Here is a 24,316-nt window from a genome sequence, read left to right as displayed (position 1 = left end):
TGGCAAGGCAAGGCAAGGCAATACGGCTTTACGCTCCCCTCTCCCATTTATGGGAGAGGGGCCGGGGGAGAGGGCTGAAAATACCGCGAAGCTACAAGTTTTCCCCTCTCCCTAACCCTCTCCCCAAAGGGGCGAGGGGACTGGTCGCGGCAGCCTTCATTTAAGTGCGCAACATTACGTCAAACGCGGCGCAGGTCCAGAGTCATGGGCAGTTCATTATTATTGATGGGGGCTAGTACCGGGCGTTTGCCTGGGCTGTGGCCCAAGCGGAAGAAGCGCGCCAGGCGCCGGCTTTCGGCTTCAAAGGCGTTTACCGGCAGGCTGTCGTAATTGCGTCCGCCCGGATGGGCTACATGATACTGACAACCGCCAAGGGAGCGCTGCATCCAACTGTCCACCAGGTCAAATACCAGCGGCGCGTGTACTTCGATGGTCGGGTGCAGGCAGTTAGCCGGCTGCCAGGCGCGGAAACGCACACCGCCAACAAATTCGCCGACCTTGCCGGTAGGCCGCAACGGCACCGGCACGCCGTTACAGGTCAGCACATAGCGGTCGCTCGGCAACCCGCTGAGCTTGACTTGCATGCGCTCCAGCGAGGAATCCACATAACGCACCGTGCCGCCACCACCGCCCTCCTCGCCCAGCACATGCCAGGGTTCCAGGGCCTGACGCAGTTCCAGCTCGATGCCCTTGACGTTGAAATCGCCAGACTTGGGAAAGCGGAACTCGAAGTGCGGGGCAAACCACTCGTTGCGTAAACGATAGCCGCAGCCGTCCAGCTCCTGCAGCACATCGGCGAAATCCTGCTCGATAAAGTGCGGCAGCAGGTAGCGGTCATGCAGCTCGGTGCCCCAGCGCACCAGCCGCGCCGGTTTGTAGGGCTCGCGCCAGAAGCGTGCAATTAATGCGCGAATCAGCAACTGCTGAGCCAGGCTCATCTGCGCATGGGGCGGCATCTCGAAGGCGCGCAGCTCCAGCAGACCAAGACGCCCGGAGGCGGAATCCGGCGAGTACAGCTTGTCGATACAGAACTCTGAGCGATGGGTGTTACCCGTCACGTCCACCAGCAAATTACGCAGCAGGCGGTCGACCAGCCAGGGCTGACAGTTGCGGCCCACTTCGGGCATCTGCGCAAAGGCGATTTCCAGTTCGTACAGTGCGTCGTTACGCGCCTCGTCGATACGCGGCGCCTGGGACGTCGGGCCGATAAAGAGGCCGCTGAACAGGTAGGACAGCGACGGGTGGTTGTGCCAGTAGCTGATCAGGCTGCGCAACAGATCTGGACGACGCAGAAACGGCGAATCCGCCGGCGTCACGCCACCGAGGACAAAATGGTTGCCGCCGCCGGTGCCGGTGTGGCGGCCGTCGATCATAAATTTCTCGCTACTCAGGCGGCACTCGCGAGCCTGCTGGTAGAGAAACTCGGTGCGTTCGACCAGTTCATCCCAACTGGCGGCCGGGTGGATATTCACCTCGATCACGCCAGGGTCCGGGGTCACGCGGAAGAACTGCAGACGTGGGTCCAGCGGCGGCTCGTAACCTTCCAGCAACACCGGGCATTTCAACTCAGCGGCGGTGGCTTCGATGGCGGCCACCAGCTCCAGGTAATCCTCCAGGCGCACCAGCGGCGGCATAAACAGGTACAGCTTGCCGTCGCGCGGTTCGGCGCACAGGGCGGTACGCACCACGCCAGCCGCTGATTGGCCAAGCAGCGGACGCTTGTTCGCGCCGTTCTGGCTGCCCGACCAGACGCCGCGCGACTGTGGCTTGATCTGCGGCGCAACCGGCAGCGGCGCAAATATCTGGCTGGGGTCTTCCGGGTTTACGTAGGGGTAATCGGCGTCGCTGACCCAGGGTTGGGAATCCAGCGGCAGGCGATAACCCATCGCCGAATCACCCGGTATCAGCCGGCAATGCTCATCGCGCAGGAACCAGCTACCACTCTGCCAGCCCAGCTGCTTGGCATGCCGGGCCAGCGGCAGGATATGCCCCACCACTTTGTCCAGGCCCTGCTCGAACACCTTGCGCAGCCGTTCGCGCTCCAGCGCATCGGCCAGTCGCGGGTCTTCGGCGGTGACGTTGCTCGGCAGCTTGCGTTCACGCCACAGGTAATAGAAACGGTCCTCATAGGCCGGCACGCAGTACTTGCCGTCCACACCCAGGCGCTCGGCAAGCAGGGTGAGAAAGTCGGCGGCCTTGGTCGCATCGACGCCGTAGTCTTGCTGCTCGTCGGCATACAGCGCAGGGTTCTGCCAGATCGGCTCGCCGTCACGGCGCCAGTAGGCATTCAGCGACCAGCGCGGCAGCTGTTCGCCGGGGTACCACTTGCCCTGACCGAAATGTACCAACGCCTTGGCCGCGTAGTGCTCGCGCAGTCGGTGGAACAGATCGGTGGCCAGGCGGCGCTTGTTCGGCCCCAGAGCGGCGGTGTTCCATTCCGGGTCATCGGGGTAGTCGAGGGCGACAAAAGTCGGCTCACCGCCCATGGTCAGGCGCACGTCCTGGGCCTGCAGGTCTTCGTCGATTTTCTCCCCGAGGCCGACAATCGCCTGCCACTGCGCCTCGCTGTAGGGTTTGCTCACCCGTGGCGCTTCCCAGATGCGCTCGACCCACATTTCGTGGCTGAACTCGCACTCGCTCTCATCCACGCCGCCGCTGATCGGCGCCGCCGAGGATGGCTCGGGGCTGCAGGCCAGCGGAATATGGCCTTCGCCGGCGAACAGGCCGCTGGTGGGATCAAGGCCGATCCAGCCGGCGCCGGGCAGATAGACTTCGCACCAGGCATGCAGGTCAGTGAAATCCACTTCGGTGCCGGAGGGGCCGTCGAGGGATTTCACATCGGCTTTCAGCTGAATCAGGTAACCAGAAACAAAGCGCGCTGCCAGGCCCAAATGGCGGAACAACTGCACCAGCAGCCAGGCCGAATCGCGGCAGGAACCAGAACCCTTCTCCAGGCTTTCCTCCGGGGTTTGCACGCCCGGCTCCAGGCGAATCAGGTAGCTGATATCGATGGACAGGCGCTGATTCAGCGCCACCAGAAAGTCCGCACTCGGCAGCGGCGTGCGCTCGATGCTGGCCAGGTACTGGGCGAACAACCTGCCAGCCGGCAGTTTCACCAGATAAGGCGCCAGCTCCAGTTGCTCGCCCTCGGTGTAGGTGAAGGGGATTTTCTCGGCGTAGGGTTCGAGGAAGAAATCGAAGGGGTTGAACACCGCCATTTCGGCGACCAGATCGACCTCGATTTTCAGCTCGCGGGTCTTCTCCGGGAACACCAGACGCGCCAGGTAGTTGCCCTGGGGGTCTTGCTGCCAGTTGATAAAGTGCTCGCCCGGTTCGACCTTCAGGGCGTAGGACAGCACCCGGGTACGGCTGTGCGGCGCAGGGCGCAGGCGCACGACCTGCGGGCCAAGGTTAACGGCGCGGTCGTAGCGGTAGTGGCTAACATGGTGCAAGGCGATATGAATCGACACAGCGGGCCTCCTGCGAGCCTGGGCGATAAGCCTTTCAGCGCAAGACTTATGCCAGTGGCCCAAGCCGTATGCTGCGGGGTTTGCCGTGCGCCCGAGCAGCGCAAGCGCACCATAAAAGAGCCAGCCATGCCCCATACCTGCCGAGACGCACGAAAATAGGTCGCAGCTCTCAGCTGTCGCCACCCGAGCAATAGCCCAGAGCGTTATGCATCCGTTACCATCGCCGGCAATTAAGCGAAGAGATGCGTCATGTATATCTATCGATTGGTGCTGATCCTGGTGGTGGGGATCTACCTGTTCTCCCCGGCCATCATGGACTGGTGGATCGACCCCAATGGGGCCTGGTACCGCCCCTACCTGCTGTGGCTGATCCTGATAGTCGTGACCTTTATTCTGCAGAGTCAGCGTGATGCCGATGAGCTTTGATCTACTGCGGCGCGATGTGCGTGACAGTTCCTTACCCTTCTTCGCTGCAGAGCCACTGTAATGCTGACGAGCTTTAGCCTGAGCCAGCTGATTCTGATCAGCGCTGCCTATCTTCTTATTCTGTTCGGCGTGGCCTGGATCAGTGAACACGGCTTGATTCCCCGCTGGATAATCCGCCACCCGCTGACCTACACCCTGTCGCTCGGCGTCTATGCCAGCGCCTGGGCCTTCTACGGCACGGTGGGTTTGGCCTATCAGTATGGCTATGGCTTTCTCGCCAGTTACCTGGGGGTATCTGGCGCATTTTTGCTGGCGCCGGTGCTGCTCTACCCGATTCTGCGCATCACCCGCACCTACCAGTTGTCATCGCTGGCCGATCTGTTTGCCTTCCGTTTTCGCAGCACCTGGGCCGGAGCCCTGACCACGGTATTTATGCTGATTGGTGTGCTGCCGTTGCTGGCCCTGCAGATTCAGGCGGTGGCCGACTCCATCGGCATCCTCACCCGTGAGCCGGTGCAGGAACGCGTGGCGCTGGCCTATTGCGGACTGATCATTCTGTTCACCATTCTGTTCGGCGCCCGGCATATCGCCACCCGCGAGAAGCACGAAGGGCTGGTGTTCGCCATCGCCTTCGAGTCGGTGGTTAAGCTGGTGGCGATCAGCGTGATTGGCCTGTATGCCCTGTACGGCGTATTCGATGGCCCGCAGGACCTGCAATCCTGGCTGGTACAGAACCAGTCTTCGCTGACCAGCCTGCACACACCGCTGCAGGAAGGCCCCTGGCGCACCCTGCTGCTGGTGTTCTTCGCCTCGGCCATCGTCATGCCGCACATGTACCACATGACCTTTACCGAAAACCTCAACCCGCGCGCTATGGTCAGCGCCAGCTGGGGTCTGCCGCTGTTTCTGTTGCTGATGAGCCTGGCAGTGCCGCTGATTCTCTGGGCGGGGCTCAAGCTGGGCGCCACCACCAACCCGGAATACTTCACCCTCGGCGTCGGGATTGCGGTCAACAGCCAGACCCTGGCGCTGATCGCCTATGTCGGCGGGCTTTCAGCCTCCAGCGGGTTGATCATCGTCACCACCCTGGCGCTGTCCGGCATGGTGCTCAACCATGTGGTGCTGCCGCTGTATCAGCCTCCGTCGGAAGGCAACATCTACCGCTGGTTGAAGTGGACCCGCCGCGCGCTGATCCTGCTGGTGATCATGGCCGGTTACGGCTTCTATTTATTACTTGGCGCCGAACAAGACCTGGCCAACCTCGGCATCGTCGCCTTCGTCGCCACGCTGCAGTTCCTCCCTGGCGTGCTCTCGGTGCTGTACTGGCCGACCGCCAATCGCAAAGGCTTTATCGCCGGGCTATTGGCAGGTATCGGCGTATGGGTGGTGAGCATGCTGTTGCCGATGCTCGGCAACCTGCAGGGCCTGTACCTGCCCTGGTTCAACGTCATCTATGTATTGGATGACAGCAGTTGGCACTTCGCGGCCATCGGCTCGCTGGCCGCCAACGTGCTGGTGTTCACCCTGGTGTCGCTGTTTACCGAAGCCAGCCCAGAAGAAAAAAGCGCCGCCGAAGCCTGCGCCGTGGATAACGTGCGTCGCCCGCAACGCCGCGAGCTGCTGGCCGTCTCGCCCCAGGAGTTTGCCGCGCAACTGGCCAAGCCCCTGGGTGCCAAAACCGCCCAGCATGAAGTCGAGCAAGCCCTGCGCGATTTGCATCTGCCCTTCGATGAAGGCCGTCCCTATGCCCTGCGCCGCCTGCGTGACCGCATTGAAGCCAACCTCTCCGGGTTAATGGGCCCCAGCGTGGCCCAGGACATCGTCGAAACCTTCCTGCCTTATAAAGCCGGCAGCGAAAGCTATGTCACCGAGGACATCCACTTTATCGAGAACCGCCTGGAGGACTATCACTCGCGCCTCACCGGCCTTGCCGCCGAACTCGACACCCTGCGCCGCTACCATCGCCAGACGCTGCAGGAGCTGCCCATGGGCGTTTGCTCGCTGGCCAAGGATCAGGAGATCCTGATGTGGAACAAGGCCATGGAAGAGCTCACCGAAATCCCCGCCCAGCGCGTGGTCGGCTCGCGCCTGAATACCCTGGGCGAGCCCTGGCGCGGCCTGCTGCAGAGCTTTATCGAGCTGCCCGACGAGCACTTGCACAAACAGCGCCTGGCCCTCGATGGCCAGACCCGCTGGCTCAACCTGCACAAGGCGGCTATCGACGAGCCCCTGGCGCCGGGTAACAGCGGCCTGGTGTTGTTGGTTGAAGACCTTACCGAAACCCAACTGCTCGAAGACAAGCTGGTGCACTCCGAGCGCCTGGCCTCCATCGGCCGCCTGGCCGCCGGGGTGGCGCATGAGATAGGCAACCCGATCACCGGCATCGCCTGCCTGGCGCAGAACCTGCGCGAAGAGCGCGAAGGTGACAGCGAGCTGACCGAGATCAGCGAGCAGATCATCGAACAGACCAAGCGTGTGTCGCGCATCGTCCAGTCGCTGATGAGCTTTGCCCACTCCGGCAGCCACCAGAACAGTGAAGAGCCGGTGTGCCTGGCCCAGGTCGCGCAGGACGCCATCGCCTTGCTGGCCCTTAACCGGCGCAGTGTCGAAGTGGAATTTTTCAACCTGTGCGATTCCGACCACTGGGTGGTAGGTGACCCGCAACGCCTGGCCCAAGTGCTGATCAACCTGCTGTCCAACGCCCGCGATGCCTCACCGCCGGGCAGCGCGATCCGGGTCAAGAGCGAACGTTTCGAGCACACCGTCGACCTGATCGTCGAGGACGAAGGCAGCGGCATTCCCAAGGCGATCATCGACCGTTTGTTCGAACCATTCTTCACCACCAAGGACCCAGGCAAAGGCACGGGACTGGGCCTTGCACTGGTCTATTCGATCGTGGAAGAGCATTATGGACAGATAACAATCGACAGCCCGGCCGACCCCGAGCTTCAACGCGGCACCCGCATTAGGGTCAGCCTGCCGAGGCATGTCGAGGCGACGTCAATAGCGACTTAAACCAGCTACCAGCGAGCATGCCTGCCAGGCCCCTTAGCCCAGCGGCCTGCCCCGAGACCGTCGAGAGACCGAATTGATGCCTCATATTTTGATCGTCGAAGACGAAACCATTATCCGCTCTGCCTTGCGCCGCCTGCTGGAACGTAACCAATACGAAGTGAGCGAAGCGGGCTCGGTGCAGGAAGCGCAAGAGCGCTTCAGCATCCCCAGCTTCGACCTGATCGTCAGCGACCTGCGCCTACCGGGCGCGCCCGGCACCGAGATGATCAAGCTCGGTCAAGGCACGCCGGTGCTGATCATGACCAGCTACGCCAGCCTGCGCTCGGCGGTTGACTCGATGAAGATGGGCGCGGTCGATTACATCGCCAAACCCTTCGATCACGACGAAATGCTCCAGGCCGTGGCACGTATCCTGCGCGATCACCAGCAGGCCAAGAGCACACCAGCCCCCGTAACCGGCACGGCGAAAGCCAGCGCCGACAAGGTGGTGGACAACAGCAACGGCGAAATCGGCATCATCGGCTCCTGCCCGGCCATGCAGGAGATGTACAGCAAGATCCGCAAGGTAGCGCCCACCGACTCCAACGTGCTTATTCAAGGCGAGTCCGGCACTGGTAAAGAACTGGTTGCCCGCGCCCTGCACAACCTCTCGCGCCGCGCCAAGGCGCCGTTGATTTCGGTGAACTGCGCCGCCATCCCGGAATCGCTGATCGAATCCGAGTTGTTCGGCCATGAAAAAGGCGCCTTTACCGGTGCCAGCGCTGGCCGCGCCGGCCTGGTGGAAGCCGCTGACGGCGGCACCTTGTTCCTCGACGAGATCGGCGAACTGCCCCTAGAAGCTCAGGCCCGCCTACTGCGCGTATTGCAGGAAGGCGAGATTCGTCGGGTCGGCTCGGTGCAGTCGCAGAAGGTCGATGTGCGCCTGATCGCCGCGACCCACCGTGACCTGAAAACTCTGTCCAAGATCGGCCAATTCCGTGAAGACCTGTATTACCGTCTGCACGTAATCGCCCTAAAACTGCCGCCGCTGCGTGAACGCGGGGCCGACGTAATCGATATCGCCCGCGCCTTCCTGATTCGTCAGAGCACTCGCCAGGGCCGTCTTGACCTGAGCTTTGCCAGCGACGCCGAACAGGCCATCCGCCATTACCCCTGGCCAGGTAACGTACGTGAGCTGGAAAACGCCATCGAGCGCTCAGTGATTCTCTGCGAAGGCAGTAGCATTTGCGCCGAACTGCTGGGCATTGATATCGAACTGGATGACCTGGAAGACGACTTCACCGGCCTGCCCGCGCAAAACGGCGGCCTGGGCCACGAGCCAAGCGAACCGACCGAAGACCTGTCACTGGAAGATTACTTCCAACACTTCGTTCTCGAGCATCAGGACCACATGACCGAGACCGAACTGGCACGCAAACTCGGCATCAGCCGCAAATGTTTGTGGGAACGCCGCCAGCGCCTGGGCATTCCACGGCGTAAATCCTCGGGCGCAACCGCAGGCTAGAGCGGCGCGCCAGGGTGACAGATGTGTGCGCCAGAGGTTCCACAGTCTGTTACCCATTCAACACTTAGTAACAAAAGCCGGGTCTTATGGTAACGAGAGCCCGGCTTTTTTATGCCAGCCCATCACCCCCACCACAGCTCAAACCCTTGTTTTTAAAGGAATTGCAAAAACTGGCACGGGTTCTGCTTTATCACTGGCACAACAACAATAACAAGCACGCTCCAAACCTAATAAAAATAAGACGTATCGACTCCAGCACAATAAAAACAACAACGCGGAGGCGCAGCTAACTGATTCTTTTGGAAAGGAATTGCCTTTGGGGTTCGCCCCAAAACCAGGCCGAGAACAACAAAACTGCCCCAAGGCAGCGCCAGAACTGGTTGGGTCACTGTGTGATCATGGCAGCATCAGCATCCAAAGCAATCCGTTTGCTCTTGATTCCCAGCTTGGGAAGCTTTCCAAAAGTCCTTGACTGGATGGAACGGGTAAATCAACAAAAACAACAAGCCCGCCATAATAATAAAAAAAGAGCACGCACCAATTTGGGGGGGGGCTTCGGCTCCCCCAGTAGCTTCAAACTCCCCGCTTGCAGCAGTCTCCCGCCGTTTCCTGTATCAAACCCCCACTCAATGCTAGAATCTGCGCCATTCCTGCGGCCGGCTTATACTCTGGCCACTCATTTCGTCAAGCTCGCCATTTCGCCAAAGCAGTGCCTCCCATGCTGAAAAAGCTGTTCAAGTCCTTTCGTACCCCCATCCGCCGTGGCAACCACTCGCACAGTACGCCCGAAGTGCTGAGCAGCAGCCAGCACCCAATCGAGCGCGGTGAAATCAGCCGCTACGCCATCAGCGTGGTCGAGCGCCTGCAACAGGCCGGCTACCAGGCGTATCTGGTTGGCGGCTGCGTACGCGACTTGTTGCTGGACATCGAACCCAAAGATTTCGACGTGGCCACCAGCGCCACGCCGGAGCAGGTGCGTGCCGAGTTCCGCAACGCCCGAGTGATCGGCCGCCGCTTCAAGCTGGTTCACGTGCATTTCGGCCGTGAAATCATCGAAACGGCAACCTTCCGCGCCAACCACCCCGAAGGCGATGAGGAAGAGAACAGCAACCTGTCCTCACGTAACGAGAGCGGGCGCATCCTGCGCGACAACGTGTATGGCAGCCTGGAAGACGATGCCCAGCGCCGCGATTTCACCATCAATGCGCTGTACTACGACCCCGTCACCGAACGCATTCTCGATTACGCCAATGGCGTGCACGACATTCGTAATCACCTGATCCGCCTGATCGGCGACCCGACCCAGCGCTACCAGGAAGACCCGGTGCGCATGCTGCGTGCGGTGCGTTTTGCCGCCAAGCTGGATTTCGACATCGAGAAACACAGCGCCGCGCCGATCTACAAACTGGCGCCGCTGCTTGGCGGAATTCCCGCCGCACGTCTGTTTGATGAAGTGCTCAAGCTGTTCCTCGCCGGTTACGCGGTGTACACCTACGAGCTGCTGGTGGATTACGGCCTGTTCGGCCAGCTGTTCCCGGCCAGCGCCGAGGCGCTGAAACTCAATCCGGACTACACCGACCAGTTGATCCGTAATGCGCTGGACAGCACTGACCTGCGCATTCAACAGGGCAAAACAGTCACCCCGGCATTCCTCCTTGCTGCACTGCTCTGGCCCGCCCTGCCAGCGCGCGTGATCAAGCTGCAGGATCGCGGCATGCCGCCGATCCCGGCCATGCAGGAAGCCGCCCACGAATTGATCAGCGAGCAATGCCAACGCATCGCCGTACCGAAACGCTTCACCATGCCGATCCGCGAAATATGGGATATGCAGGAACGCCTGCCACGCCGCAGCGGCAAACGCGCCGACACGCTGCTAGAAAATCCGCGCTTCCGCGCCGGTTACGACTTCCTTCTGCTGCGTGAAAGCGCAGGCGAGGAGACCGGTGGCCTGGGCGAGTGGTGGACCCGCTACCAGGACGTCAGCGACAGCGAACGGCGCAATATGATCCGCGACCTCAGCAGCAAGGACGATGGTCCAGGCGCGCCGCGCAAACGCAAACGCAGCAACAGCAAGCGCAAACGCGGCCCGGCCAGTGACAGCCCGGGCAGCACAGCCGCGAGTGAATGATGGAGCGCGTGTATATCGGCCTGGGCAGCAACCTGGCCACACCGCTCGAACAACTGCGCAGCGCCTTGGCCGCCCTGGCCGTGCTGCCGCACACCCGCCTGATCGCTCAGTCGTCCTTCTATGTCAGTGACCCGCTGGGGCCGGCGGACCAGCCGCGCTACGTCAATACCGTGGCCGCGCTGGATACCGAACTCAGCCCACTGGATCTGCTTGATGCGTTGCAAAGCATCGAGCTGGAGCAGGGCCGCACGCGCAAGGCCGAACGCTGGGGCCCGCGCACCCTCGATCTGGATATCTTGCTGTTCGGCCAACGCCAGCTCGACGAACCGCGCTTGACCGTGCCGCACTACCATATGCACGCCCGCGCTTTTGTCCTCTACCCGCTCGCCGAAATCGCCCCGCAGCTGCGCCTGCCGGACGGTCGCGCCCTAAGCGAGCTGCTCGCTGCCTGCCCCTTCGAAGGCATTGAGCGGCTGGACGAAACGCCATAGTCAAAGCCCATATTTGATCGGCTCGTAGCCCAGATAAGCGCCAGCGCAATCCGGGACCGGCGTCGCGTCCATCCCGGATTGCGCCGAGGCTTATCAGGGCTACGAAGTGCGCGTGTGTAGGGTGGACATGGCGCAGCCTTGTCCACCGCTGGCACCCAAGCAACACCGCCCGCGACAAGCCGTCGCAAGGCGCCGGCTTGAGTTCTTGGCAGTAACGCCAGCAACAGGCCGGTAACACCTGCAATTGACTTCGAGCCCCCCCATCAGGACTATAGGCGTCCCGTTGCCCCGCACCGGTGCAATTTGCGGCCAATGCAGGCCAACTTGAAGCAGCACAACTGCTGACTGAACGCCTGAGTGAGGACAGTTTTCATGCCTGATGTAACCCTGACCACCCTGCAAAGCCTCAAGCAGAGCGGCGAGAAAATCGCCATGCTGACCTGCTATGACGCCACGTTCGCCCAGACGGCCTGCCAAGCCGGTGTCGATGTGCTGCTGGTGGGCGACTCCCTCGGCATGGTCTTGCAAGGCCATGACAGCACGCTGCCCGTCACGGTCGCGGAGATGGCGTACCACACCGCCAGCGTTAAACGTGGCAACCAGGGCGCGCTGATTCTCGCCGACCTGCCGTTTATGGCTTACGCCACTATTGAGCAAACGCTCAATAACAGCGCTGCGTTGATGCAGGCCGGCGCGCATATGGTCAAGCTCGAAGGCGCGGCCTGGTTGGCCGAGCCGATTCGCCAACTGGCCGAGCGCGGCGTGCCGGTGTGCGCGCACCTGGGTTTGACTCCGCAGGCGGTGAACATCCTCGGTGGTTATAAGGTGCAGGGCCGTCAGGAATCCCAGGCGCGGCAGATGCGTGCCGATGCGATGGCCCTGGAGCAAGCCGGTGCAGCCATGCTGCTACTCGAATGCGTGCCCAGTGAACTGGCCGCAGAAATCAGCCAGGCGGTGAAGATCCCGGTGATCGGTATCGGCGCAGGCGGCGCAACCGACGGCCAGGTACTGGTGTTGCACGACATGCTCGGCCTGTCCCTCAGCGGGCGCATGCCAAAGTTCGTGAAGAATTTTATGGCAGGCCAAAGCAGCATCCAGCACGCCATCAGCGCCTACGTCAAAGCGGTCAAAGACCAGAGCTTCCCAGCAGCCGAACACGGATTTTCTGCATGAACACAGTTAAAAGCGTGCGCGAGTTGCGCGCCGCTATCGCCCAGGCGCGTGCCGAAGGCAAACAAATCGCCTTCGTGCCGACCATGGGCAACCTCCACGCCGGCCACGCCGCGCTAGTGGAAAAAGCCGCACAACGCGCCGATTTTGTGGTGGCCAGCATCTTCGTCAACCCACTGCAGTTCGGCCCCAGCGAAGACCTCGACAAATACCCACGCACCCTGCTCGCTGACCAGGAAAAACTGGTCGAGGCCGGCTGTCATCTGCTGTTCACCCCGGATGTCGAAGAAATGTATCCGCACGGCATGCACGGTCAGACCCGCGTCAGCGTGCCGGGCGTTTCCGAAGGCCTGTGCGGCGCCAGTCGCCCTGGGCACTTTGAAGGCGTGGCGACCGTAGTGAGCAAGCTGTTCAATATGGTGCAGCCGGATCTGGCGATTTTCGGTCAGAAGGATTTCCAGCAACTGGCGGTGATTCGCACCCTGGTGCGCGACCTGAATATGCCGATCCAGATTATCGGCGAGCCCACCGTGCGCGCCGAAGACGGTTTGGCACTGTCTTCACGCAACGGTTACCTGAACGCAGAACAGCGTGAAGCGGCGCCCGTGCTGTACCGCTCGCTGCAGGAGATGGCCACGGCGATTCGCGCTGGCGAACGCGACTACGCCACGCTGATTGCGGCCGCACAGCAGCAGCACAGCGCCGCCGGTTTCCGCCCTGATTACCTGGAAGTGCGCGAATCGAACGGCCTGCGCCCGGCCACCGCCGATGATCGTCAGTTGGTCATTCTGGTGGCCGCCTTTATTGGCAGCACCCGACTGATCGACAACCTGGCCTTCGACCTCGATACTCCAGCCTGATCCACCGCGTAGATGCTGGCTCCGCACCTGCCAGTACACTCAAGGCCCGGATCATTCCGGGCTTTTTTGTATGATTCGTTGCACCCAGGACAAGGAACACCTACCAATGGCCTATTACCAACAGCCGCATGACGTCACCCGCCTGCCTGCCTGGCAGGCACTGCGCGAGCAGCGCGAGCAGATGCACGACTTCAGCATGCGCGAGGCCTTTGCCAGCGATCCACAACGCTTTAACCGCTTCTCCCTGAGCAGCTGCGGCCTGCTGCTGGATTACTCGAAGAACCTGATAGACGAAAAGACCCTGGCACTGCTGGTGCAGCTGGCCGAACAGAGCCAGCTGCAGGAATCCATTCAGTCTCTGTTCAGCGGCGATCAGGTCAACGCTTCAGAGGGTCGCGCGGCATTGCACACGGCCCTGCGCAGCCCGATTGGCCGCAGCCTGAAACTCGACGGCGTCGACCTGATCCCGCAAGTACACCGCGTGCTGCATCAGATGACCGAATTGGTCAGCCGCGTACACAGCGGCCTGTGGCGCGGTTACAGCGACAAGCCGATCACCGAAGTGGTGAATATCGGCATCGGCGGCTCGTTTCTCGGCCCGCAACTGGTTTCCGAAGCGCTAAGGCCCTTCACCCAGCGTGGCGTGCGCTGCCATTACCTGGCCAATATCGATGGCAGCGAATTCCGCGAGCTGACAACACGACTAGACCCCGAAACCACCCTGTTTATTGTTTCCTCGAAGTCATTCGGCACCCTGGAAACCCTGAAAAACGCCTTGGCCGCACGCGACTGGTACCTGGCCCTGGGCGGCCCGGAAGCCGAGCTGCACAAACACTTTATTGCGGTGACCAGCAACCAGAAGGCCGCCGTCGAGTTCGGCATCAAGGCAGAAAACATCTTCCCCATGTGGGACTGGGTCGGCGGGCGTTACTCGCTGTGGTCGGCCATCGGTCTGCCGATTGCGCTGGCCATCGGCGTCTCCAACTTCAAAGAGCTGCTGGCCGGCGCCTACGCCATGGACCAGCACTTCACCCAGGCGCCACTGGCCGAGAACATGCCGGTGCTGATGGCCCTGCTGGGCATCTGGTATGGCAATTTCTGGGGCGCGAAAAGCCAGGCGATCCTGCCTTATGACCATTACCTGCGTAACTTCACCAAGCATTTGCAGCAACTGGATATGGAGTCCAACGGCAAGAGCGTGCGCCAGGATGGCAGCCCCGTAAGCTTCAGCACCGGACCGGTGATCTGGGGCGGCGTCGGCTGCAACGGCCAGCACGCTTATCACCAGTTGTTGCACCAGGGCACCGAACTGATCCCGGCGGACTTTATCGTGCCGGTCAACAGCTTCAGCCCGCTGGCCGACCATCACCAGTGGCTGTTCGCCAACTGCCTGTCGCAGAGCCAGGCGCTGATGCACGGCAAAACCCGCGCTGAAGCCGAGGCGGAACTGCGCGCGAAAGGTCTGGATGAAGCCGAAGTGCAGCGCCTGGCGCCGCACAAGATGATTCCCGGCAACCGCCCGAGCAATATCCTTGCGCTCAACCGCGTCGACCCGTTCGGCCTCGGCGCGCTGGTCGCGCTGTATGAGCATAAGGTGTTTGTGCAGAGCGCCATCTGGGGCATCAATGCCTTCGATCAGTGGGGCGTTGAGCTGGGCAAGGAGCTCGGTCAGGGCGTCTACCAGCGCCTCACCGGCCAGCTCGACACGCCTGCCAGCGACGCCTCGACCCAAGGGCTGATCCAGCACTTCCGCGAGCGGCATCGCGGCTGATCCGCTGCGACTGAGCACAAAGCCAACACTTGAACCAAGCACCCGCTTGGTTCACCCTTACCGGCATCGCGGAACACAACAACAAGGACCCGCCATGTTCGAGATCACCCGCCATCCCGTGCCCGATGCCGTGCGCCAACGCGCCCATCTGAACAACGACGACTACCTGCGCCTTTACCAGCAGTCGATTGAGCAGCCGGAAATCTTCTGGGCCGAGCAGGCCAAGACCTTCCTCGACTGGAGCAAACCCTGGACCAGCGTACAGCAGGGTGACCTGCTCAGCGGCCTGGGCAGCTGGTTTAAGGGCGGGCAACTGAATGTCAGCTACAACTGCATCGACCGCCACCTGGCATGGCGCGGCGAGCAGATCGCCCTGATTTGGGAGGGCGACAACCCCAGCGAATCGGCCAATATCACCTACAACAAGCTGCACAGCCATGTCTGCCGCCTGGCCAACGTGCTGAAAAGCCGTGGGGTGAAAAAAGGCGACCGGGTGTGCATCTACATGCCGATGATCCCCGAGGCCACCTACGCCATGCTCGCCTGCACCCGTATCGGCGCGGTGCATTCGGTGGTGTTCGGCGGCTTCTCCCCGGACGCCCTGCGCGACCGCATTCTGGACTCCGACTGCCACACGGTGATTACCGCCGATGAGGGCGTGCGCGGCGGCAAGTACGTGGCGCTCAAGGCCAATGTCGACAAGGCCCTGCAGAGCTGTCCGGCAGTGTCCACGGTGGTGGTGGTCGAGCGCACCCAGGGTGAGATCGACTGGGTCGAAGGCCGCGACATCTGGTATCACGAAGCCCTGCGCGAAGCCGACGGCGATTGCCCGCCGGAGCCGATGGACGCCGAAGACCCGCTGTTTATCCTCTATACCTCGGGATCGACGGGCAAGCCGAAAGGCGTACTGCATAGCACCGGCGGCTACCTGCTGATGGCGGCCATGACCCACAAGTATGTGTTCGACTACCACGAGGGCGATATCTACTGGTGCACCGCCGACGTTGGCTGGGTCACCGGGCACAGCTATATCGTCTACGGCCCGCTGGCCAATGGTGCCACCAGCCTGGTGTTCGAGGGCGTGCCGAACTACCCGGACGCTTCGCGCTTCTGGCAGGTGATCGACAAGCATCAGGTGAATATCTTCTACACCGCGCCCACCGCGCTGCGTGCGCTGATGCGTGAAGGCACCGGCCCGGTCGAATGCACCGAGCGCACCAGCCTGCGCCTGCTCGGCAGCGTCGGCGAACCGATCAACCCGGAAGCCTGGGAATGGTATTTCAATGTGGTCGGCGACCGCCGCTGCCCAATCGTCGACACCTGGTGGCAGACCGAAACCGGGGCGATCCTGATCACCCCGCTGCCCGGCGCCACCGACCTCAAACCTGGCTCGGCGACCCGGCCGTTCTTCGGCGTGCAGCCAGTGCTGCTGGATGAACAGGGCAAGGAAATCGACGGCCCAGGCTCAGGCGTACTGGCGATCAAGGACAGCTGGCCAAGCCAGATTCGCAGCGTCTACGGCGACCATCAGCGGATGATCGACACCTACCTCAAACCCTACCCTGGCTACTACTTCAGCGGTGATGGCGCACGCCGCGACGAGGATGGTTACTACTGGATCACCGGACGCGTGGACGATGTGATCAACGTCTCCGGCCACCGTATCGGCACCGCCGAGGTGGAAAGCGCCTTGGTTCTGCACGATGCCGTCGCCGAAGCCGCCGTGGTCGGCTACCCCCATGACCTCAAGGGCCAGGGCATCTACGCCTTCGTCACGCCGATGAACGGTGTAGAGCTCAACGACGCACTGAAGAAAGAACTGCTGACCCTGGTCGGCAAGGAGATCGGCGGTTTCGCCAAGCCCGAGCTGATCCAGTGGGCGCCCGGCCTGCCGAAAACCCGCTCGGGCAAGATCATGCGGCGCATCCTGCGCAAGATCGCCTGCAACGAGCTGGACAACATGGGCGACACCTCGACTCTGGCCGACCCCGGCGTGGTGGATGGGCTGATCGAGCAGCGCCTGAATCGCTGACGCAACGCCCATGTAGGAGCCAGCTTGCTGGCGATCCGCCGCTGATCGCCAGCAAGCTGGCTCCTACAAACTCTCCCTTCACCCGAGCCGTAGTCCCCTATGGAATTTCTTCGCCGCCGTATCGAAAGCCAAGTCCTTAGCCTAAGCGGTGTCGCCCTCGGCCAGATCGACTTTGAAAAGCCCCAGGGCGACCCCGGCCTGTTCGGTCCGGATTCGGTGAGCTGGCAGGTGCATGGCGATTTCACCAGCATGCTGATCGGCGGCATCAGCGCCCTACTGCTGCAAGCCTTGCATCCACTGGCATTGGCCGGGGTATGGGACCACTCTAACTTTCGTGATGACCTGCTCGGCCGCCTGCGCCGCACCGGGCAATTTATCTCCGGCACCACCTACGGTTCGCGCGCCGATGCCGACTGGCTGATCGACAAGGTCAAGACTATCCACCTCAAGGTCACCGGTATCGCCCCGGATGGCCGCGCTTATGCCGCCAGCGACCCGGCGCTGCTGACCTGGGTGCATGTGGCCGAGGTGCACAGCTTTCTCCAGGCCCACCTGCGTTACCGCAACCCACAGCTGAGCGAGGCCGATCAGGACCGCTACTACGCGGAAATTGCGCTGATCGCCGAACGCCTGGGCGCCAACCAAGTGCCGCGCTCACGGGCCGAAGTGGCCGCTTACCTGGCAGCAATACGCCCTGAACTGCTCTGCGATAAGCGCTCCCTGGAAATCCTCCGGATTCTCCTCAACGCCCCGGCACCCAGCGCCCTCGCCGCCCCGGCGGCCAAGCTGTTGATGCAGGCCGGTATCGACCTGCTGCCGGACTGGGCTCAGCTGATGCTCGGCCAGCAGATCAGCCCGGCGCGCAGCCGGGTGATCCATAGCGGCGTAAACAGCCTGGCACCCGTGCTGCGTTGGGCGGTACGTGGCGGCGCCATCCACCGCGCACGCAAACGTTTGCAGTTGCCACCGCACGGCTGACCAACCGGTTCGCGTGCTGGCCGTAAACAAAGCCGCTGTGCCACCATAGCGACCTTTCGCGGCCTGCCGCGCCTGTCACTTGTGAGGATCGCGTTATGCAAGACGTCGTCATCGTTGCCGCCACCCGCACCGCCATCGGCAGCTTCCAGGGCTCACTGGCGAATATCCCGGCACCGGAACTGGGCGCTGCGGTAATCCGCCAGTTGCTTGCACAAACCGGCCTGGACGGCGCGCAGGTCGACGAAGTGATCCTCGGCCAGGTACTCACCGCAGGCAGCGGGCAGAACCCGGCGCGTCAGGCGGTGATCCTCGCCGGCCTGCCCCACGCCGTGCCCGCGCTGACCTTGAACAAGGTCTGCGGCTCGGGCCTTAAGGCCCTGCACCTGGGCGCCCAGGCAATCCGCTGCGGCGACGCAGAGGTGATCATCGCCGGCGGTATGGAAAACATGAGCCTGGCCCCTTACGTGATGCCCGGCGCGCGCACCGGCCTGCGCATGGGCCACGCCAAGCTGGTCGACACCATGATCACCGATGGCCTGTGGGACGCCTTCAACGACTACCACATGGGCATCACCGCCGAGAACCTGGTCGATAAATACAACATCTCTCGTGAAGAACAGGACGCCTTCGCCGCCGCCTCGCAGCAGAAAGCCGTGGCGGCCATCGAAGCCGGGCGCTTCGTTGATGAAATCACCCCGATAATGATTCCCCAGCGCAAGGGCGAGCCGGTGGCCTTCGCCACTGACGAGCAGCCACGCGCCGGCACTACAGCCGAATCGTTAGGCAAACTTAAGCCAGCGTTCAAAAAGGACGGCAGTGTCACCGCAGGCAACGCCTCCAGCCTTAACGACGGCGCTTCTGCCGTGCTGCTGATGAGCGCCGCCAAAGCCCAAGCCCTCGGCCTGCCGGTACTGGCGAAGATCGCCAGCTACGCCAACGCTGGCGTCGACCCGGCGATCATGGGCATAGGCCCGGTCAGCGCCACCCAGCGTTGCCTGGCCAAAGCAGACTGGAGCATCGCTGACCTGGATCTGATCGAAGCCAACGAAGCCTTCGCTGCGCAAGCCTTGGCGGTCGGCAAGGAACTGGGATGGGATGCCAGCAAGGTCAATGTCAACGGCGGCGCCATCGCCCTGGGCCATCCGATTGGCGGCTCCGGCAGCCGCGTGTTGGTGACGCTGCTGCACGAGATGATCAAGCGCGACGCCAAGAAAGGTCTGGCCACGCTGTGCATCGGCGGCGGCCAGGGTGTGGCTTTGGCGCTTGAGCGCGGCTGATAAGGCAGACCGTAAGTATCCATGACGAAGCCTTGTCCCTACGAGGCTGTGGCTAATCCGGGCTAGCCGCGTTGGGCGGGACAAGCATGCATTTAGTGCATGTCGGTGAACGTCAACGCTTGGCGCGCTTGAGCGCGCCAAGCTCCGAGGACTTAATCGACCAGCTCGAACAGCGCGACGTTACCGCTCTTCTCCAGGCCGGTGACCAGGAAATGCCGACCGTTGTGCTCTACATATGCCAAGCCTTCCGGCGCCAGCTTGCCGGAACCTGCACCTTCGCCAGCGCCGACGACCTGAAGCACCTTGGGTTGCTCCGGCTGATCTAGATCAATCAGCGCCAGCGAATCCGCACGCTCCAGGGTGGCCACCGCCAGACGTTTGCCGAAGGCATCGAAACTCACCACGCCTTCCGGCTCGCTGCCCTTGTTGGGGCTGCGCGCATCCGGGTAAACGCCGGCCTTTGCCGCCATGTCATCGAGCTGGCTGGCGGTGTCGCCGAGCAGCTTGCCACTTATGGCGTCAAACACACTGACCGTGCGCCCGCCACCGCTGGGCAGGCCAGCCTTGGTCTTGGCGATTTTCGGGTCGGTATCGCCCTCATCGGCGCTGATCAGATAACGGCCATCGGCGCTCACGGCCAGGCCATCGGGCTCGCGCAGGGCGAACAGCTCGGCGGTTGGCTCATACTTGCCGTCATCAACGATATCCGCCGCATGGCGCACGGTGCCCACACCAAATACCTTGTCCAGCTTTCCCTGCAGCACATCGATCACGGCAATGGCGTTGTTCTCCTGCAGGCTGACGTAGGCACGCGCGCCGTCCGGGCTGAAGATCACGTATTCCGGCTCGATATGCTCGGGGCTGGTGCCGAACGGCACTTTCAGCTCTTCGCCGTCGATCACCCGCTCCAGCAGGCGCTTGTGCTCAGCCTGGGTAGCGCCCTCAACACCGGCCAGGTCCGGCAGTGTGATCAAACTGTGCTTGGCCGCTGCTACACCGCCGCGCAGGTCGATCAGGCTGATCGAGCCTTCACCGCTACGAAAACCCTCGCCGTCGCGCACATAGCCTTCGCCTTCGTTGGCCACCACGATGAAATCACCTTTGGGCGAAAACGCCAGGCTGTCCGGCCAAATGCCAATTTCCACGGTGTTAAGTAGCTTGCCATCGGCCGCCGAACGCAACTCGACCCGACCGTTTTTCAGGCCATCGTTGTTGCGGATGCACACAGCAAACAGGTCTGCGCTGGGGTGGAAAATCGCCGAGGTGATTTCCCCCGCGCCTTCGCCCACCAGCTTATGCCGGACAATGCGGTTAAGGCCCTTGGCCGGGTCCAGTTGCAGCACATCCACCAAGCCTTCGGCGCTGTTGGAAACAATCACGCGCATGCTTGAGGCCTGCGCGCTGACAATTTCAGTGCCGGCGGCAAAGCCGCTCTCATACAGCGCCAAGGGTTTAAGCTCAAGGGCCGAGGCCAATGGAGCCAGAGCAAAGAGCGCACAAAGTGTAGGGATTCGCAGCACAGCAACTATCCTTATGCAAATACACGGGGATGGGACAAATCCGCAGCAGTCTTCATGTGCGCGATGACGTTTTAATGAAGTATTAATGGCGTTTCATCTGCGCCTACCCAGTGGTATTACTGAGCCATGACCAAACGCACAGCGAGTTTCCAGACTGCAACTGAGGGGCATCAATGAAGTGGAAAAACCTGTTCGTCGCGTTCTGCCTGTTGCTGGGCCTGTCCGCGCAAGCCAACGAACAGCCGGAACTGAAGATCAGCGTCGGTGACTGGCCGCCTTATCTCTCGACTGAGTTGAAACATAACGGGGTAATTGCCCACCTGATCAGCGACCTGCTGGCCGATGAGGGTTATCGCGTCACGTTCCAGTTTCTGCCCTGGCCACGGGCCTATGCCGCCGCTGCCGCCGGCCGCTTTGATGGCACTGCGGTATGGATGCACAAGGCCGAGCGCGAGGCAGACTTTCTGTTCAGTGCGCCACTGCTCGATGAAAAGTTCGTGTTTTTTCACCTGAAAAGCCTGCCCTTCGACTGGCAGACCTTTGACGACCTCACCGGCATGACCCTCGGCGGCGGCCTGGAATACAGCTATGGCCCGCAGTTCGACGCCTTTCTCGCCGAGAACAAGGTGAAGATCGAACGCGTTTCCAACGACAAGCAAAACCTAGAGAAGCTGCTCAGAGAGCGTGTGGTGCTCTACCCGCAGGAGATGAACGTGGGCTACGCCGCACTGCGCAGCCACTTCAGCGCGCAAGACCAAGCCAAGATCACCCATCACCCCAAACCGTTGCTGGTCAACCTCAGTTATCTGATGCTGCCGAAAAGTCTGCAAGGCAGCCCAGCGCTGCTCGAACGCTTTAATAAACGCCTGCAGCTCTATCGCGACAGTGGCCGTTATCAGCGTTATTTCGATGATCTACAGCAAGGCAAGTACCAGCCCGAGCCATCGGCATCACCGGCAGGCGAGTAAAAAACCGTCTTTTATGCACAGCTTGCTGCCGTGCTTTGAGGATCTCATGCAACGCATACATACCCAAAATAAGAGAAAACGGACGACTTTGACCTGCAACGGCCTGCGGTCATGACGAGGAGCGTATCGATGGCCTCTCGACAGCTGCTGCGCGGCCTGGTTATCAGCAGCCTGCTGATAACCCGCTTAACCAGCGCAGCGGAGCCAGGGCTGAGCGCAGACGAAGTGCGTATCGGCATGGTCAACGCCCAGAGCGGCCCAGCTGCAGCTCTGGGTTTGGGCATACTCAATGGCGCCCAGGCCTACTTCAAGCGCGTCAATGCCGAAGGCGGAGTGCATGGCCGGCGTATCAATCTGCTCAGCAGGGACGATGGCTACGAGCCCAGCCAGACCGCGGAGCACACACGCAGCCTGCTGAAAACCCAACAGGTGTTCGCCCTGCTCGGTTATGTCGGCACGCCGACTTCACGCGCAGCCGTGCCATTAGCCTTGCGGGCGCAGGTGCCTTACCTGTTCCCCTTTACCGGCGCCGAGTTTCTGCGCACACCGGCAAGACCTGGGGTGTTCACTATTCGCGCCTCCTATATCGAGGAAACCGAGCATCTGGTCGAGCGCGTAACCCAGGACCTCAAGCTGAGCAAGATCGCCATCCTGATGCAGGACGACTCGTTTGGTGAGTCGGTCAAGGGCGGCCTCAACGGCGCCCTGCTCAAACGCGACCTGACGATTTATGCGCAGGCGCGCATCCAGCGCAACTCGCTGGACGTGACGGCAGCCATCAATGCGCTGCAGCGCACCCAGCCGGAAGCGGTGTTCTTTGTCGGCACTTACCGGCAACTGGCCGCCGCAATCAAGCAGGCGCAAGCCCAGGGCTTTAACACGCGTTTTATGACGGTCTCTTTTATCGGTACAGAAGGTTTTATCCGCGAGGTCGGCCGCGACGGCGATGGGGTCTATATCACTCAGGTAGTGCCCTCTCCCCACGACAGCTCGCTCGCGTTGGTGCGCGCCTATCAGGCCGATATGCAACCCGGCGACTTTGACCATGCTTCGCTGGAGAGTTATATCGGCGCGGCGGTGTTTACGCAGGCGCTGCGCAAGGCCGGCGCGCAGCCCACTCGGGAGGCATTTCTTGATGCGCTGGAGCACCTCGACACAGACCTTGGCGGCTTTAAGGTGGCGTTCTCACGTAGCCAGCATCAGGGCTCCAGCGCGGTATTCCTGACCCGTATCGAAAATGGCCAAGCCGTACCCGTCAGCACCATGCGCTAGCGCCCGGCCAGCTGCCCTTGCAACAGGTCAGCCACCGGTAGCGCCACACCAAGACGACTGAGGTTCCAGTAATGCCCTTCCAACGTTCGATTGACCAGCAAGGTGGCCGGTGCCGGTTGCAAGCTACCCAACGCGCCCATCACATCGGGCAATAGCCGCTGTACCTGCTCATGCAACGGCGTGGCGGCAAAGTCCCAGTGCACGCCGGGTTGCAGCAGCGGCCCGAGCAAACCATGTAATTGACGATACAAGCCGTAGGGCGTGGTGGATTGCGGCTGGCGCGTGCCGAGCGCCTGGAAGGCCTTTTCCAGCTGCTCGCCGTCGCGGGCCTGCAACGCCTTGTAGGTTTGCACATAGGCCGCCAGCAACGGCGCGGACAGCGCCTGTACGCAGCCGAAGTCATACACCACCAGCTCACCGGCTGCGGTGTAGGCGAAATTGCCCGGATGCGGATCGGCATGCAGCAGGCCCAATTCAAAAGCCTGGGCACTCAGCCAGCGCACTAGGGTCAGGGCCAGGCGCTCACGTACCTCGGCACTGGCCTGACTGACCTCGGCAAACGGCAAACCGGCTTCCTCGCTAAGCGCAAGTACGCCGGGGCGGCATAAGTCTTCCTGCGGCTGCGGCAGACGCAAGCCCGGCCAATCGGCAAAATGCGCGCGAAAGTCCTGCAAACGGCGCATCTCCGCCGGGTAATCCAGCTCGGCCTCAATCACCGCTGCCAGCTCCTGATACAGGCCTTCCAGCTGCGCGGCCGGCGCACGGAACAATCGCCCCAAAGGCAGCAAGCGGCGCAGCTGACGCAGATCCGCCTGGCAGATCTCGGCAATGCCCGGGTATTGCACCTTGAGCACAAGCGCCCGGCCATCCGACGCGATAGCGCGATGCACCTGGCCAAGTGACGCAGCAGCAAAGGGGTGTTCGTCGATGTGCTGAAAGAACTGCCCGAGGTCCGCGCCATACACCTGCTGCAGATGCCCACGTAGGGCGCTGAAGGGCAAAGCCGGAACGCGATTCTGCAGCGAGGCCAGCGCCAAGGCCACCGGTTCAGGCAGCACACCCTGCCACTGCGAGGCCATTTGTCCCAGTTTGAGCACCGGGCCTTTCATCTCGCCCAGCACAGCCGTGAGCAGATCGCCCACCGGCTGCCAGTCAATCCCGCTGTGCCCTGGTCGCAGTTTCTGTCCCAACACGCTACCGCCAATGCGCGTAGCAGTACCGGCCAAGGTAAGAAAACGTCTCAGAGCGGAGGCAGACGGTGGAGCGGCAGGAGGCTTGGCCATGCGGCAATACTCATTAAGGCGAAGCACGATCATGCACCTGCAGCTTGCAGGCACCAAGTACTAACAGGCTTAGGGCCGAGAACGTGCCAGAAACTCCCACACCAGTTGCTGATAGTGCGGATTCCACGCCATTCGGACACTCAGCCCACGC

At 61.9% G+C, this 24,316-nt stretch carries 16 protein-coding genes; 13 read left to right on the top strand and 3 right to left on the bottom strand.

Features of this window, described 5'->3' with window-relative positions; all coding sequences use genetic code 11:
- Positions 1-179 precede the first annotated feature (179 nt).
- Positions 180-3,470 (bottom strand): transglutaminase family protein, encoded by a 3,291-nt coding sequence (locus tag AC0T4W_RS04625; RefSeq protein ID WP_476316756.1) that lies wholly within the window; start codon positions 3,468-3,470, stop codon positions 180-182.
- A gap of 249 nt (positions 3,471-3,719) precedes the next feature.
- On the opposite strand from AC0T4W_RS04625, the gene AC0T4W_RS04620 reads away from it, so the two are divergent.
- The 11 genes from AC0T4W_RS04620 to AC0T4W_RS04570 all read left to right on the top strand — a co-directional run bounded on the left by AC0T4W_RS04620 (position 3,720) and on the right by AC0T4W_RS04570 (position 19,122).
- Positions 3,720-3,896: a hypothetical protein gene (locus AC0T4W_RS04620; RefSeq protein ID WP_003244646.1), complete on the top strand. Its 177-nt coding sequence runs from the start codon at positions 3,720-3,722 to the stop codon at positions 3,894-3,896.
- A 60-nt stretch (positions 3,897-3,956) separates the two neighbouring features.
- Positions 3,957-6,911 (top strand): sensor histidine kinase, encoded by a 2,955-nt coding sequence (locus tag AC0T4W_RS04615; protein ID WP_476316747.1) that lies wholly within the window; start codon positions 3,957-3,959, stop codon positions 6,909-6,911.
- Positions 6,912-6,987: 76 nt separating this feature from the next.
- Positions 6,988-8,415 (top strand): sigma-54-dependent transcriptional regulator, encoded by a 1,428-nt coding sequence (locus tag AC0T4W_RS04610; protein WP_476316744.1) that lies wholly within the window; start codon positions 6,988-6,990, stop codon positions 8,413-8,415.
- A 718-nt stretch (positions 8,416-9,133) separates the two neighbouring features.
- Positions 9,134-10,543 (top strand): polynucleotide adenylyltransferase PcnB, encoded by a 1,410-nt coding sequence (locus tag AC0T4W_RS04605; protein WP_476316741.1) that lies wholly within the window; start codon positions 9,134-9,136, stop codon positions 10,541-10,543.
- Entirely contained in the window at positions 10,540-11,034 is a 495-nt protein-coding gene (gene folK, locus AC0T4W_RS04600) for a 2-amino-4-hydroxy-6-hydroxymethyldihydropteridine diphosphokinase (RefSeq protein WP_476316738.1), read from the top strand. Before AC0T4W_RS04605 ends, folK begins: the two co-directional genes overlap by 4 nt.
- Positions 11,035-11,406: 372 nt before the next feature.
- On the top strand, positions 11,407-12,207 hold the full coding sequence (panB, locus tag AC0T4W_RS04595; protein ID WP_476316735.1) for a 3-methyl-2-oxobutanoate hydroxymethyltransferase: 801 nt from the start codon (positions 11,407-11,409) through the stop codon (positions 12,205-12,207).
- A complete protein-coding gene (gene panC, locus AC0T4W_RS04590; RefSeq protein WP_476316732.1) occupies positions 12,204-13,064 on the top strand; it encodes a pantoate--beta-alanine ligase in 861 nt (286 codons plus the stop codon). Before panB ends, panC begins: the two co-directional genes overlap by 4 nt.
- Before the next feature lie 106 nt (positions 13,065-13,170).
- Positions 13,171-14,835 carry a glucose-6-phosphate isomerase gene (gene pgi / locus AC0T4W_RS04585; protein WP_476316729.1) on the top strand — a complete coding sequence of 555 codons (1,665 nt, stop codon included), beginning with the start codon at positions 13,171-13,173 and terminating at the stop codon, positions 14,833-14,835.
- 94 nt (positions 14,836-14,929) lie between these two features.
- Complete coding sequence (gene acs, locus AC0T4W_RS04580) at positions 14,930-16,867, top strand: acetate--CoA ligase (protein ID WP_476316726.1); 1,938 nt, start codon at positions 14,930-14,932, stop codon at positions 16,865-16,867.
- Between the two features lie 99 nt (positions 16,868-16,966).
- A complete protein-coding gene (locus AC0T4W_RS04575; RefSeq protein ID WP_476316723.1) occupies positions 16,967-17,845 on the top strand; it encodes an oxygenase MpaB family protein in 879 nt (292 codons plus the stop codon).
- A gap of 95 nt (positions 17,846-17,940) precedes the next feature.
- The gene (locus AC0T4W_RS04570; RefSeq protein WP_476316720.1) at positions 17,941-19,122 is read left to right on the top strand and encodes an acetyl-CoA C-acetyltransferase; all 1,182 of its coding nucleotides are present in this window, start codon (positions 17,941-17,943) and stop codon (positions 19,120-19,122) included.
- A gap of 152 nt (positions 19,123-19,274) precedes the next feature.
- Here AC0T4W_RS04570 and AC0T4W_RS04565 read toward each other — a convergent pair whose 3' ends face one another.
- Positions 19,275-20,642, bottom strand: a complete 1,368-nt coding sequence (locus AC0T4W_RS04565; RefSeq protein ID WP_476316717.1) for a choice-of-anchor I domain-containing protein — start codon at positions 20,640-20,642, stop codon at positions 19,275-19,277.
- 173 nt (positions 20,643-20,815) lie between these two features.
- On the opposite strand from AC0T4W_RS04565, the gene AC0T4W_RS04560 reads away from it, so the two are divergent.
- Positions 20,816-21,610: a substrate-binding periplasmic protein gene (locus AC0T4W_RS04560; RefSeq protein WP_476316714.1), complete on the top strand. Its 795-nt coding sequence runs from the start codon at positions 20,816-20,818 to the stop codon at positions 21,608-21,610.
- Between the two features lie 129 nt (positions 21,611-21,739).
- On the top strand, positions 21,740-22,882 hold the full coding sequence (locus AC0T4W_RS04555; RefSeq protein ID WP_476316711.1) for an ABC transporter substrate-binding protein: 1,143 nt from the start codon (positions 21,740-21,742) through the stop codon (positions 22,880-22,882).
- Here AC0T4W_RS04555 and AC0T4W_RS04550 read toward each other — a convergent pair.
- Complete coding sequence (locus AC0T4W_RS04550) at positions 22,879-24,165, bottom strand: ABC1 kinase family protein (RefSeq protein WP_476316708.1); 1,287 nt, start codon at positions 24,163-24,165, stop codon at positions 22,879-22,881. The genes AC0T4W_RS04555 and AC0T4W_RS04550 overlap by 4 nt on opposite strands.
- Positions 24,166-24,316 lie beyond the last annotated feature (151 nt).

Source organism: Pseudomonas sp. C7.1 (assembly GCF_056312395.1).
The sequence above is the reverse complement of the archived record's forward strand: the minus strand, read 5'-3'. Positions and strand labels throughout refer to the sequence as shown.